The sequence below is a fragment of the Bacillus sp. GMs2/2 genome (genome assembly GCF_050172095.1).
GTDB lineage: Bacteria > Bacillota > Bacilli > Bacillales > Bacillaceae_G > Bacillus_A > Bacillus_A cereus.
The window spans coordinates 1-13787 of sequence record NZ_JBNLYE010000102.1; the positions used below are offsets into that span (position 1 = coordinate 1).

Genomic DNA, 13787 nt, shown 5'->3' on the forward strand with positions numbered 1-13787 from the left:
TACACAGCTCTTTTCTTATTTTAGTGATCTAATTCAATAAGTAAATCACCCGTTTGAATTGCATCACCATCGTTAACATATACTTTCTTCACTTTACCATTGAACGGCGCTTGAACTGTCGTTTCCATTTTCATCGCTTCTGTAATTGCCATAGAATCGCCTTTTTTCACTTCGTCGCCTTCTTTTACAACTACTTTAATTACCGTTCCTGGCATCGTTGCACTAATATGATTTGGATTCTCACGGTTCCCTTTCACACGTTGTGCAACTGTTGCTTTTACACTCTCGTCTTTCACGATAATTTCACGTGGTTGACCGTTAAATTCCAAGTAAAGAACGCGGTTTCCATCCGGCTGAGGTTCTCCAATTGATACTAGTTTAACCATCAATGTTTTACCCTGTTCAATTTCTACATCAATTTCTTCACCTAGTCTCATACCATAGAAGAACGTCGGTGTATCAAGTACAGATACATTTCCATAAAGCTCAGCAACTTTTTCATAATCCATAAATACTTTTGGATATAAAGCATATGCCACTACATCAAAAATCGTTACTTCGCGTCCAAGTTTATGGAATAATTCTTCTTTTAACGCTTCGAAATCTACTGGCTCTAGTAATTCACCTGGTCTTACTGTTAATGGCTCTTTCCCTTTTAAAATAATCTTTTGTAATTCTTTCGGGAAACCACCGTACGGTTGACCTAAATCACCAGAGAACATTTCAACAACAGACCCTGGGAAGTCCATGGCATGTCCACGCTCTAAAACATCTTGTTCTGTCAGATGGTTTTGAACCATAAATAATGCCATATCACCAACAACTTTTGATGATGGCGTTACTTTTACAATATCTCCAAACATGTCATTCACACGGCGGTACATTACTTTCACTTCATCGAATCGATCTCCTAAACCAACCGCCTTCGCTTGTTGCTGAAGATTACTATACTGCCCACCCGGCATTTCATGCATATACACCTCTGTATGAGGCGCATTCATACCACTTTCAAACGGTGCATAGTATTTGCGTACATCTTCCCAATAATGAGATAGTTTTTCTAAAGAATCTATATTAACATCTGGTTGTCTTTCGTTTCCGCCTAACGCATAGTATAGCGTGTTCGCACTTGGTTGTGACGTTTGACCAGCCATAGAACTCACTGCTACATCGACGATATCAACACCCGCTTCAATTGCCTTCGTATACGTTAATATACCATTTCCACTCGTATCGTGCGTGTGCAGATGAATTGGAATCGACACTGTCTCTTTTAATGCAGAAACTAAATCATATGCTGCATTTGGTTTTAGTAAGCCCGCCATATCTTTAATACCTAAAATGTGAGCTCCTGATGCTTCTAACTCTTTTGCTAAATTTTTATAGTAATTTAAATCATATTTACTACGCAGTGGATCATGAATATCCCCTGTGTAGCACATTGTTGCTTCTGCAATTTTACCAGTATCTCGTACAGCGTCAATTGCAACTCTCATGCCTTCCACCCAGTTTAAGCTATCAAAAATACGGAATACATCAATGCCTGCTTGAGCAGAACATTCCACAAATTTTTGAATTAAATTATCTGGATAGTTTTTGTATCCAACTGCGTTTGAAGAACGAAGTAACATTTGGAATAACACGTTCGGCATTTTTTCACGAAGATCTAGTAATCGTTCCCATGGATCTTCTTTTAAGAAACGATACGCAACATCAAACGTTGCACCGCCCCACATTTCCGCTGAGAATAGGTTCGGTAACATTCTCGCTGTTGGCTCCGCAATTTGATGTAAATCTTTTGTACGAATACGAGTTGCAAGTAATGACTGGTGTGCATCACGGAATGTTGTATCCGTTAAAAGTACACGTTTTTGATCCTGTACCCATTTTACTAATCCGTCCGCTCCACGCTCGTCCAAAATTTGTTTCGTTCCATTTTGGATTGGCTCTGAATGTTTTAAACATGGAATACGAGCATCTGGGAATATTGGTTTTTCTTTTTTCCCTACTCCTGGGAAACCATTTACTGTTACTGTACCAATGTAATTTAACATTTTCGTTCCACGGTCTTTACGTTTCGGGAACAAGAACAATTCAGGTGACGCATCGATAAATGAAGTATCATATTCTCCTGATAAGAAGTTTTTATGCTTTACTACATTCTCTAGAAATGGAATATTTGTTTTAATACCACGAATACGGAATTCTTTTAAGTTACGTTCCATTTTTGCAGCAGCTTGCTCAAAAGTAAGTGCCCAAGTTGTAACTTTTACAAGTAAAGAATCGTAGTACGGTGTAATAACTGCACCTTGGAAGCTATTTCCTGTATCAAGACGTACACCAAAACCACCGCCTGATCGATACGCCATAATTTTTCCTGTATCCGGCATAAAATTATTTAGCGGATCTTCAGTTGTTACACGAGATTGAATTGCAAATCCATGTACAACTACTTCCTCTTGCTTCGGAACACCTACCATTTTGCTATGTAATGAATGTCCATCAGCTATTAAAATTTGTGATTGAACAATATCTACTCCCGTAATCATTTCTGTAATCGTATGTTCTACTTGAACACGTGGATTTACTTCAATAAAGTAAAACTCATCATCTTTTACAAGGAATTCTACTGTTCCTGCATTTAAATAGTTTACATTTTTCGTTAACTTCACAGCAGCATCACAAATACGCTGACGCAGATCATCTGAAAGTGATACACTCGGTGCAATTTCTACAACTTTTTGATGACGACGTTGTACAGAACAGTCACGCTCGTATAAATGAACAACATTGCCTTCTTCATCTGCTAAAATTTGTACTTCTATATGTTTAGGTTTTTCAACGAATTTTTCGACGTAAACTTCATCATTACCAAAAGCTGCTTTCGCTTCTGATTTCGCTCGATTATATGATTCTCCTAATTCCTCACTAGTACGCACAATACGCATACCACGACCGCCACCCCCAAGGGATGCTTTAATAATAATCGGGTAATCATACTTTTCAGCAAATTTTTTGACTTCTTCTAATGAATTTACTGGACCATCACTACCAGGTATAACTGGAATTTGTGCTAGCTGCGCTTGTGTTCTTGCTTTCACTTTATCTCCAAACATATCTAAATGCTTACTTTTCGGACCGATAAAGATAATTCCTTCTTCTTCACAACGTTTAGCGAATTGAATATTTTCTGACAAGAAACCATATCCAGGGTGGATTGCATCTACATGATTACTTTTTGCAATCTCAATAATGCCTTCAATATCTAGATAAGCATCAATTGGTTTTTTTCCTTCCCCAACTAAATAGGACTCATCGGCTTTATAGCGATGATAAGAACCACTATCCTCTTTAGAATAGATTGCAACTGTTTTTAATCCAAGTTCCGAACAAGCTCGAAACACACGAATTGCAATCTCTCCACGGTTAGCTACCAATACTTTTTGAATACGTTGCAGCTTTGTCATGATTTTCCCCCTCTACTTTCCTACCACTCTAGAGATAAAATATATACACACCTTAAAAAGCGTGAAGTTCTTCACTTTCCACATTATATTATACTTAGAAAGCTTCACTTTATTTTTATCCATCATACCTTATTTTCTAACAAATGATAAGTTTTCTGTGCAATTTGTTTCACAAAAATAGTATAGCATACCTCTTCCTTTTCTAACAACTTAATTGTATATCACATTTAACTTAATGTGATATATCTTTTGACTGAAAGAGAAATTAGTACATCATATTTAAAACTACTTAAAAATAAAAAACACATCATGCTCTAAAGCACAATGTGTTTTTATTTTACAACTACAAGATGTGGTCCATTTTGTTCTCTTTCTTTCATTACACCATTCTGTTGTTTCTCTTGTCGTTTCACGTGACTAGCAATATTGAGTAGTATTCCCATTGCAAGTAGATTAGCTAATAAAGAACTTCCGCCGTAACTAACAAACGGTAATGGTACTCCTGTAAGTGGTATTACTCCAGACATACCACCGACATTGATAAACGTTTGAACTCCAAACAAGCTTGCAATTCCGATAGCTATTAAACTTCCAAATGGATCTGTACATTTTTGCGCAACTCTAAATGACCGAATAATAATAAGTAATAAACAGATTAAAATGATAGCTACACCTATAAAACCAAGTTCTTCAGATATAATTGCCATTATAAAATCCGTTTGCGGTTCTGGTAAATAACCATATTTTTGTACACTATTCCCTAATCCTCTACCATTAAGCCCTCCAGAAGCGATTCCAATAAATGAATTCACTAATTGAAACCCATCCTTTTGAGGATCATTAAACGGATCAAGGAAAACAGAAAAACGTGCCTTTTGATATGGATTTAATGCATAATTACCAAGAAGATATAGTGCCGGAATCCATACTATAGAAGTTAAAGCAATTCGTTTAATCCATAAGTTAACCTGTACTCCCGAACAAAGAAACATAATTCCTACTGTTCCTGCAATTAACAAATCAGTACCTAAATCATTTTGCTTTAATATTAAAAACATGATTATTCCAACACCAATAAGTACTGGACCTGACCCTTTGAAAACAGGTGTATTCGTTTCTTGTCTTTTCGCAAAAAAATGAGCTAAGACGAGAATAACTGTTATCTTAACAAATTCTGCAGGCTGTATTCCAAATATCCACCCGTTTGCACCGTTTACTTTCTTAGTGAAAAAGGCAGCTGCAGCTAATAAGGCAACACTAGCACCGTAACTCCCCAACAAAAAAATTCGTTTTCTCCAAACTTTATATGGGATAGTAGCAATAATTATTAATACCATTGTCCCAACAACTAAAGTAATTAATTGTCTTTTAAAAAAGAAATTTGCTGGTTTATCAAATCTCGAAATCGCAACAATGGAACTCGAACTATATACCATTATTACCCCCAGCACACATAAAATAACAAGAGGAAGTAACAATGAATAATCCATTGATTTCCATACTTTTTTCATTTCATTTCCTCTTTCTGTTTCAATTTAATTATTGTTGTATTCCATATGTACATTGATTCTTCCTGCTTTATTATACAAATAAAAAGCTCAAACTAATTTAGTTTGAGCCCCCTTATTTGAACCCGTTATTGTTGTTTGTTTGTAAATGCTTCATGAAGTGCAGATAACTCACGTTCGAGCTCACCTAACATTGCTTTCCCTTGTTCTTCTGCAATAAGACCAAGGCGAACCGCAAAATCGACCTCGCGGGATAGTCCAAACATTTGTGTGTCTAACACTTCTTCATATAATGGACATTGCGGCATTGTAAGATGGTCCATTTGCACCTTAATAAGTCTTAAAATCTTCTCTGCATCCGCTTGTAGAAGGGCTAGTGCCTTTTCCTGATGATTTGCTACTGTCTCAGACGCCAAATTGATTCCCTCCGTTTCCGTCCTACTCTCCTCTATCCTATCTATTAATATTAGCGATAGTTTTAATAAATTGCAATAGAAACATTTTTTGTGACAACAGTGTCTAATACTATTATACTGAAAAGTGGGAGTATAACACAAATGGGGGAACAACAATGAGCGAAATTTTATTTATTAACGGAAAAGTACGTTTTCCAATCACTATTGATCCAACTGTTTGGATCTTTGATGATCGAAAAGTAGATTTGACAACTTACTTTGATGAAGCTAGAGAAAACACGTCTGAACTAGAAACTTATTTAAAAAACACTTCAGAACATTGGGATCGCGAAATCCGTGATGGTGCCGCTTTTCCTCCAATACAACAAAGTGTGAAGAAATATAAAAAAGAACAGCTGATTACTGGAACATTTGGTATACCATTTCATCCATTCCTTGCTAACGCTGAAATTTTAGAAGACGCTACGCAAGTTGAAATTGAAACGGTAGATCATACAATGACACTTCCATTAGAAACTGTCAAAAATGCTATACTAGGCTTTTCAAAAGAAGGAAAACCATTAAAAGAAGACGGGCCTGTTCATCTCTATTTCAATTATGGATCTAATCAACAAAATCCAATCCGTAACATCCGTAAATTTACAATTATTTAAAGAAAAGGAGTGAGCTTAAGCTCACTCCTTTTTACAATAAATCTGCTGCTAGTTGAGCTAAATTAGATCGCTCCCCTTTAACAAACTTCACATGACCACTAATACGCTGTTCTTTAAACTTCTCTACAACATACGTTAAGCCATTATTATATTCATCTAAATATGGGTGATCAATTTGCTGAGGATCTCCCATCAATACAATCTTACTCTTTTCCCCTACCCTAGTTAATATCGTCTTCACTTCATGCTTTGTTAAATTTTGTGCTTCGTCAATGATAATGAACTGATCTGGAATACTTCTCCCGCGTATATAAGTAAGGGCCTCTACTTCAATCGAACCCATTCCAGCTAAAATAGCATCTAACTCTCCTGGCTTTTTCGTATTAAATAAATACTCTAGGTTATCAAAAATTGGCTGCATCCATGGTCTTAACTTTTCTTCTTTTTCTCCTGGTAAATAACCGATATCTTTTCCGACTGGAACAATTGGTCTTGCCACAAGTAATTTTTTATATAACCCTAAGTCTTCTGTTTGCATAAGTCCCGAAGCTAACGCAAGTAACGTTTTTCCTGTGCCGGCTTTCCCCGTTAACGTTACAAGCGGAATATCTTCACGAAGCAACAATTCTAATCCCATAATTTGCTGCACGTTTCGTGGTCGTATCCCCCACACTTGTTCATTGTGAAAAATAAGTTTCTTTACCTTCTTACCTAAGTGATCCACAATGCCAAGAGCAGAACTAGAGCCCCCTAATGCATCTTTCATCACTACAAATTGATTTGGATAAAAAGGATGATTCGCAATTTCAGATAGAGGCAATTCACCTTTCTCATAAAAATAATCCAATTGTTCTTTTGATATATATCCTTCTAAAAAACCAGAATATATATTTTCTACTTCAATTACGCGATCACTTAAATAATCTTCAGCCTTCAAACCAATTGCATCAGCTTTTACTCTTACTAGTACATCTTTACTTACTAAAATAACAGACTTCCCGTCCTCTTTTTCCTGTTCTTCTAAAGATAGATTTTTTGCTACAGCTAAAATTCGATTATCATTTGTTTTTTCTACAAAAATATCTTGTAGTTGCACAAATGAACGATGGTTCAATTCAATACGAAATGTTCCGCCGTTTTCTAGCGGGATACTTTCATGCAGCTTTCCTATTTCACGAAATTTATCTATTAACTTAGATACATAACGAGCGTTTCGTCCTACTTCATCCATATAACGTTTTTTCGAATCAACCTCTTCTAATACAACTGCTGGAATCACTACTTCATTGGTTTCAAATGAAAAAATAGATAAAGGATCCTGCAAAAGTACATTCGTATCTAACACATAAATTTTATCCAACCTGTTACCCCCTGACTCCACTTTTAAATTTGTAGAACAAGGGTTTCATCCATACAATATGGACGAACCATTGTTATAATTATATGTACCGTGTAAACGAGGTAGAATCGAAAATCATAGTCATTAAACCTTTTATTTATTCTTTATTCATTTCTATTCAATATATTACTTTTTATTATAATTATTAACGTTAAATCACAATAACCGATTACAAAAGTGAATAAACGAATTTCCTATTTAGCATCTTTATAATTCTCTTATCCCTACTAACACTTCATTATCCAGCTTTTTCGCTGCCCGAAGATCATATGTTTTTTCATATGTTGGTTCAATTGCAAGTTTCGCTCCATAAAACATAACATCACGCACTTCTTGCACATTTACTTCTATTACAGTTAATTTTAGAGAAATACCTTCCATTCTATCTGTCAAAATTTCACCTGCACCACTTATAGAAAATACGGATTCATTCGCCATTATAGTCAATACCACACCTGTATTATGCCGTATATTTTCCACAATACGTGAACGTTGATCTACTGCAAATCGAATACTAGTTTTACTCACTGCATACACCCAAGAAATAGCACTTACGTTAGGAACTTGCTTTTCGAAATCTGTCGTTGCTATCATAACAATACACTCTTTACGCAACGTTTGTACTAAATCCTCTGTTAAGGTAGGCTCTACTACATTCGCCATATTTTCACCTCCAAACATACTTGGTATATCCTTATCATAACTTATTTTTTGAATTGCGAAAATATTATTTTTTCCCACTATTATTCAAAAACATTATACTTCCATGATATACTTATACTGATAGAATTCGTATTGAGGTGACGAAATGAGAGTCAAATGTATGATTTGTGATAAAAAAGATATGTTAGATGATGAAAATCCTATGGCAAAAAAACTGCGTAATCGCCCTATTCATACATATATGTGCATGGAATGTTCGGAACGAATTGCAGAGCGTACAATGGAACGTCATGCAAGTGGTAATTTCCGATTATATCGTGATAAAAAAATCGAAGATGATTGGTAAAATGTAAATAAGTCCTTACTCATATAGATAAGGACTTATTTATATTTTTCTGGTTCACGATTCATCTGATCCAAAAAACAATCAATGGCTTCTAACGGGAACCTTGCAGATTTCCGTTCTCCATTCATTTCATATGTAATTAAATACATTTCCTCGTTCTTTTCCACTTCCACATTTCTTAATTTATGTTCTTCATATATCATATTTTGAAATAACAAATATGTTTCTTTTGCAGCACTATCATCTGGGCGTGCTTCCGCAACTGTTTTAATTGTTAACCAATTATATAGTGCATCTTGTACTGAACGCATGAAAACTCCCCTTCCTCAGCCTGCTTTTTGTTGTTTCGCTTGACGCAAACGCACTCTATAAATTCCAAGTACAATTGCCGCTACAACAAGCCCTTCTCCAACAGGTAAAAACACAGCAAAAAAAGTTAATACTGTGCATCCAATTGCTAATGATATGTATATCACAATATTTTTTAGTACAGACAACTTTCTAGCAAATCCTAAATTATAAACGAGAGCACTTAATATAATAATCGTCCCATAAAGTAACCACATTCCTAACTCTGGATTTTCATCTACCTTACACAATTTTGCAAAAAAAGACATCCTTTCTAACACACTCTTCCCCCCTAGCAGTAAAATGCAATTTTCTTTATACACTTAATACAAGAGTAACTCGCAAAAAAAATACTGTCCACAAAAATAAGTAAATATTCTAAAAAATAAACAAAATAAAAAAACAACGCCCTTTATAAAGGGCGTTGTTTTTTTATTTTTACGCTTCAACAGATTTCTTTTTCTTAGCAGCTCTTTCGCGCTCACTCTTATCAAGAATCTTTTTACGTAGACGAATTGATTCTGGAGTTACTTCACAGAACTCGTCATCGTTTAAGTACTCTAATGATTCTTCTAAAGTCATTAGGCGTGGTTTCTTCATTGTTGAAGTTTGATCTTTCGTCGCAGAACGAATGTTAGTTTGTTGTTTCATTTTCACAACGTTAACTGTTAAGTCGTTCTCACGAGTGTGTTCTCCTACAATCATACCAGCATATACTTCTGTACCTGGTTCAACGAAGATTACACCACGGTCTTCAACTTGCATAATACCGTATTGTGATGCTTTTCCTGTTTCAAGTGAAACTAGAACACCTTGACGACGTCCACCAACTTGTCCAGCGTGTACTGGTTGGTAGCAATCGAATGTATGGTTTAAAATACCGTAACCACGAGTTAATGTTAAGAATTCTGTTGTGTAACCAATTAAACCACGTGCTGGAACCATGAAAGTAAGGCGAACTTGACCGTTTCCGTTATTCACCATATCTAACATTTCACCTTTACGTGCACCCATAGATTCCATAATAGAACCAGTGTATTCTTCAGGTACATCGATTTGTACACGCTCTACAGGCTCACATCTTACGCCATCAACTTCTTTAATGATTACTTCTGGCTTAGATACTTGTAATTCATAACCTTCACGACGCATGTTTTCAATTAAGATAGATAAATGTAGTTCCCCACGTCCAGATACGATCCACGCATCAGGAGAATCTGTATTATCTACACGTAAACTTACATCTGTTTCTAATTGTGAACGAAGACGCTCTTCAATTTTACGAGATGTAATGTATTTACCTTCACGACCTGCAAATGGGCTGTTATTTACAAGGAACGTCATTTGTAGTGTTGGCTCATCAATACGTAATAATGGTAACGCATCTTGATGTTCAACTGGACATACTGTTTCACCTACGTTAATGTCTTCCATACCAGAAACGGCTACTAAGTCCCCTGCTTTTGCTTCTTCAATTTCTTGACGTTTTAATCCCATGTAACCGAATAATTTCGTTACGCGGAATTGCTTCACGCTTCCGTCTACTTTCATTAAAGCAACTTGTTGTCCAACCTTCATTGTACCGCGGAATACGCGACCAACTCCAATACGTCCAACGTAGTCGTTGTAATCAAGAAGTGCTACTTGGAATTGAAGTGGCTCTTCGCTGTTATCAATTGGTGCTGGAATATGTTCGATAATTGTATCGAATAATGATTTCATATTCTCTTCTTGATTTGCTGGGTTTGAATCTAAGCTTGCTGTTCCGTTCATTGCTGATGCAAATACAACTGGGAACTCTAATTGATCTTCGTTTGCACCAAGCTCAATGAATAAGTCGATTACTTCATCAACTACTTCATCTGGACGAGCGAAGTCACGGTCAATTTTGTTTACAACTACGATTGGAGTTAAGTTTTGCTCAAGAGCTTTCTTTAAAACAAATCGTGTTTGTGGCATACAACCTTCATATGCATCAACAACAAGTAAAACACCATCAACCATTTTCATGATACGTTCTACTTCTCCACCGAAGTCAGCGTGACCAGGTGTATCTAAAATGTTAATTCTTTTATCTTCATAGTGAATCGCTGTATTTTTCGCTAAAATTGTAATACCGCGTTCTCTTTCTAGATCATTTGAATCCATTGCGCGTTCTTCAACGTGTTCGTTCGCACGGAAAGTCCCCGCTTGACGTAATAACTGGTCAACAAGTGTTGTTTTACCATGGTCAACGTGGGCAATAATTGCTATATTACGTAAATCTTGTCGTTTTTTCAACATGTCCAACTCCTAATGTCTTTTTAATCCTTCTCTATTATAAGAGCGAAGGGGATACAATAGCAATTAAAATAAAAGCAAGAATGAAAATATAGTTGTATTCTTACTTTTGTGAAAGTAAAATGAGATTGGAGGGTGAAGAAATGGAACACATTCAATATCGCTTTTTATTAACTGCAATTATCGGTGTTATTTTCTTAATCGGTATCGGCATTATGATTGCTGAAAATAGTCCAATCGGTATTATTATTTGCATTATCGGCACATTTGTTACAGTTGGATACGGTTTTGTAACAAAAAGAAAAATGCGCAAATCACAATAACGCTAAAAAGTAAGAAGCTTATACACAGCCTCTTACTTTTTTTGTTGCTCTCATATAAACGATAACACTTCTTCATACACTCCTGGTTTTGCAACTAACACACTGCTCTTCTCTATGATAGAAAGTGGCGCTCCAGAGAATGTCGTCACCTTACCTCCAACTTCTTCTACAATTATCTGTCCTCCGCCAAAATCCCATGGTGATAATCTCGGCGTTACATATGCATCTATTCTTCCTGTTGCAACGTATACCATCTCTAACGCTGCACAGCCATATGATCTTGTGCCTCTTGCTTTCTTAACAAGTGCCATCATACTTTCCATATTAAGCAATGGATTATCTGTAAGCCATATCGCATTTAAAGCTACAATACCTTGCTCTACAGTTCCTTTTTTCAGTGGAGGAATTGATATATCATTACAAAAAGCTCCAGATCCCTTGACTGCATGATATAGTTCATCATGCACTGGATCATATATAAGTCCAATCTTTCCGATACCGTTCTCATAAATCCCAATTGAAATCGCAAAATTTCTTTTTTGATGAACAAAGTTCATCGTGCCGTCAATTGGATCAATTAACCAAACAACCCCGTCAGAAGACGTTATCTCGTCTCCATAACCCTCTTCTCCTAAAATATTATGATTCGGGAATGTTTCTTTAATTTTCCCAATTAAAAACTGTTCTATCTCTCGGTCCATATTTGTAACTAAGTCAGCTGCATTTGATTTTGTTTCTATAATAAGTGCTTTTTTCATTGATGCCATTAAATGCTCTCCTGCATCCCGAATCCACCGTTTGGCGTGTGCATCAATGTCTTTCCATACTTCTTGCATGTTTAAACACTCCGATCTATACTGTTCACAGAAAAAACGAACCCTTTATAAGGTTCGCACCAACTAATTTTTTATACATATACTATTATTACGCTTCTAAACGAATCATTTCAAGTCTTAACACTTCTAACTTTTGTACACACTCTTCTTTTTTCTGTTTATCATCTTCCATCATCGCATCATATAAAGTTGCTAATTCATAATCTAGCTCCAAACGTAGCACCGGTATTCTCTTTTCAGCATCTGTTCTCTTTAACGCATTAATCACCTGTCTCATATTATTTGCCTCCTCCCAATATTCGTCTGCCCTCGGACTAGAATTAATTCAATTTTCTGATTTTTTGTTTTATACTATACTATGTTGGATAAATCATCTATGCAACAAAATTATATTTTTTTATTTAAATTTTTTTGTGCTGTTTTTTTTATGAATAGTACAAGCTATGCTAAAATAAAAGCAAAATAGGAGTTGGAGGAACAACCATGACAATACAAACATTCAAGTCAACTGATTTTGATGTCTTTACAGTTGATGGTCTCGAAGAACGAATGAGTGCAATTAAAACGAACATTCATCCTAAGCTAGAAGCTTTAGGGGAACAATTTGCAGAATACTTATCCAAACAAACTGATGAGAACTTTTTTTATCATGTTGCAAAACACGCACGCCGCAAAGTCAATCCACCAAACGATACTTGGGTTGCTTTTTCAACAAATAAACGAGGATATAAAATGCTACCGCATTTCCAAATCGGCTTATGGGGTACTCATGCCTTCATATACTTTGGTTTAATCTATGAGTGTCCACAAAAAGTTGAGACGGCTCATGCCTTCTTAGAACATTTAAATGATTTAAAAACAAATATTCCAAATGACTTCGTTTGGTCCATTGACCATACTAAACCAAGTGTGAAATTACATAAAACACTTGAAACCGAAGACTTACAAAAGATGATTGAACGATTAGCTACTGTAAAAAAAGCAGAATTATTAGTTGGTATTCATATATCACCAGAGGAGTTTTCAGCAATGACCAACGAACAATTCCTTGCTAAGATTGAATCTACGATGCAATCACTCCTTCCTTTATATGCACTTTGTAATCGATAGTAGAAAACGGACAATTTATATTGTCCGTTTTTAGTTGTTATCACATTATATCACTTCAGTTTTTATTTTTCAAAATATTTTTTACATTTTTACAAGCTTTTGTTCTTCGACTTCTTTTGCCCTTTGAATAGCACGATATATAGAGTATCCACTTACTTCTTCAAATTCTTTATCAATTTTCTTTTCTTCTGCTTTCGATGGAACAATCTCTTTAAAACGACGATATAAACCCATTAATTCTTCTCTTATAATCCCTTTTTCATAAGCTTTCTCAATCGCTTCATAAAACTTAACAATTGTAACCATTTCCTCATTTGACCAATCATAATCTAACGGATATTGATATTCCATTTCGCACCTCATTTATCATTTCTTCTTGTTTCATTATGCTATCTTAAAGAGAATATTTTATTCTTCATTATAGCCACTCTGCATTAT

Annotated in this window: 15 protein-coding genes; 4 read left to right on the plus strand and 11 right to left on the minus strand. The window is 35.5% G+C overall.

Annotated features, from left to right (window positions below):
• Window positions 1–20: 20 nt before the first annotated feature.
• From pyc to ACQGS6_RS14460, 3 genes are all read right to left on the minus strand, one after another.
• The gene (gene pyc, locus ACQGS6_RS14450) at window positions 21–3467 is read right to left on the minus strand and encodes a pyruvate carboxylase (protein WP_000164093.1); all 3447 of its coding nucleotides are present in this window, start codon (window positions 3465–3467) and stop codon (window positions 21–23) included.
• Window positions 3468–3799: 332 nt separating this feature from the next.
• Window positions 3800–4978 (minus strand): FtsW/RodA/SpoVE family cell cycle protein, encoded by a 1179-nt coding sequence (locus ACQGS6_RS14455; protein WP_000758404.1) that lies wholly within the window; start codon window positions 4976–4978, stop codon window positions 3800–3802.
• A gap of 125 nt (window positions 4979–5103) precedes the next feature.
• Window positions 5104–5391, minus strand: a complete 288-nt coding sequence (locus tag ACQGS6_RS14460) for a YlaN family protein (protein ID WP_000135694.1) — start codon at window positions 5389–5391, stop codon at window positions 5104–5106.
• A gap of 155 nt (window positions 5392–5546) precedes the next feature.
• Between ACQGS6_RS14460 and ACQGS6_RS14465 the strand changes: the two genes are divergently transcribed.
• Window positions 5547–6044 carry a peptidyl-prolyl cis-trans isomerase gene (locus ACQGS6_RS14465; RefSeq protein WP_426965249.1) on the plus strand — a complete coding sequence of 166 codons (498 nt, stop codon included), beginning with the start codon at window positions 5547–5549 and terminating at the stop codon, window positions 6042–6044.
• 31 nt (window positions 6045–6075) lie between these two features.
• Here the strand turns inward: ACQGS6_RS14465 and ACQGS6_RS14470 are convergent, their stop codons facing one another.
• Together ACQGS6_RS14470 and ACQGS6_RS14475 are read right to left on the minus strand one after the other, a co-directional pair.
• Window positions 6076–7404: a PhoH family protein gene (locus ACQGS6_RS14470; RefSeq protein ID WP_000358083.1), complete on the minus strand. Its 1329-nt coding sequence runs from the start codon at window positions 7402–7404 to the stop codon at window positions 6076–6078.
• 246 nt (window positions 7405–7650) lie between these two features.
• On the minus strand, window positions 7651–8106 hold the full coding sequence (locus tag ACQGS6_RS14475; RefSeq protein WP_000024597.1) for a pyridoxamine 5'-phosphate oxidase family protein: 456 nt from the start codon (window positions 8104–8106) through the stop codon (window positions 7651–7653).
• 145 nt (window positions 8107–8251) lie between these two features.
• On the opposite strand from ACQGS6_RS14475, the gene ACQGS6_RS14480 reads away from it, so the two are divergent.
• Window positions 8252–8452, plus strand: a complete 201-nt coding sequence (locus tag ACQGS6_RS14480; protein WP_002082250.1) for a YlaI family protein — start codon at window positions 8252–8254, stop codon at window positions 8450–8452.
• A gap of 35 nt (window positions 8453–8487) precedes the next feature.
• Here ACQGS6_RS14480 and ACQGS6_RS14485 read toward each other — a convergent pair whose 3' ends face one another.
• The 3 genes from ACQGS6_RS14485 to typA all read right to left on the minus strand — a co-directional run bounded on the left by ACQGS6_RS14485 (window position 8488) and on the right by typA (window position 11083).
• Window positions 8488–8763 carry a hypothetical protein gene (locus ACQGS6_RS14485; protein WP_001258147.1) on the minus strand — a complete coding sequence of 92 codons (276 nt, stop codon included), beginning with the start codon at window positions 8761–8763 and terminating at the stop codon, window positions 8488–8490.
• Window positions 8764–8778: 15 nt separating this feature from the next.
• The gene (locus ACQGS6_RS14490) at window positions 8779–9081 is read right to left on the minus strand and encodes a YlaH-like family protein (RefSeq protein WP_000893664.1); all 303 of its coding nucleotides are present in this window, start codon (window positions 9079–9081) and stop codon (window positions 8779–8781) included.
• Window positions 9082–9238: 157 nt separating this feature from the next.
• On the minus strand, window positions 9239–11083 hold the full coding sequence (typA, locus tag ACQGS6_RS14495; RefSeq protein WP_000914762.1) for a translational GTPase TypA: 1845 nt from the start codon (window positions 11081–11083) through the stop codon (window positions 9239–9241).
• A 140-nt stretch (window positions 11084–11223) separates the two neighbouring features.
• Between typA and ACQGS6_RS14500 the strand changes: the two genes are divergently transcribed.
• Window positions 11224–11403, plus strand: a complete 180-nt coding sequence (locus ACQGS6_RS14500; RefSeq protein WP_000400127.1) for a DUF5325 family protein — start codon at window positions 11224–11226, stop codon at window positions 11401–11403.
• A 50-nt stretch (window positions 11404–11453) separates the two neighbouring features.
• Here ACQGS6_RS14500 and ACQGS6_RS14505 read toward each other — a convergent pair whose 3' ends face one another.
• The gene (locus ACQGS6_RS14505; RefSeq protein ID WP_001158703.1) at window positions 11454–12239 is read right to left on the minus strand and encodes an inositol monophosphatase family protein; all 786 of its coding nucleotides are present in this window, start codon (window positions 12237–12239) and stop codon (window positions 11454–11456) included.
• A gap of 88 nt (window positions 12240–12327) precedes the next feature.
• On the minus strand, window positions 12328–12516 hold the full coding sequence (locus ACQGS6_RS14510) for a hypothetical protein (RefSeq protein ID WP_001250164.1): 189 nt from the start codon (window positions 12514–12516) through the stop codon (window positions 12328–12330).
• A gap of 206 nt (window positions 12517–12722) precedes the next feature.
• Here ACQGS6_RS14510 and ACQGS6_RS14515 point away from each other — a divergent pair, with 206 nt between their 5' ends.
• Window positions 12723–13349: a YktB family protein gene (locus ACQGS6_RS14515; protein WP_000155317.1), complete on the plus strand. Its 627-nt coding sequence runs from the start codon at window positions 12723–12725 to the stop codon at window positions 13347–13349.
• Window positions 13350–13430: 81 nt separating this feature from the next.
• Here the strand turns inward: ACQGS6_RS14515 and ACQGS6_RS14520 are convergent, their stop codons facing one another.
• Window positions 13431–13700 carry a UPF0223 family protein gene (locus ACQGS6_RS14520; protein WP_000456549.1) on the minus strand — a complete coding sequence of 90 codons (270 nt, stop codon included), beginning with the start codon at window positions 13698–13700 and terminating at the stop codon, window positions 13431–13433.
• Between the last annotated feature and the right edge of the window lie 87 nt (window positions 13701–13787).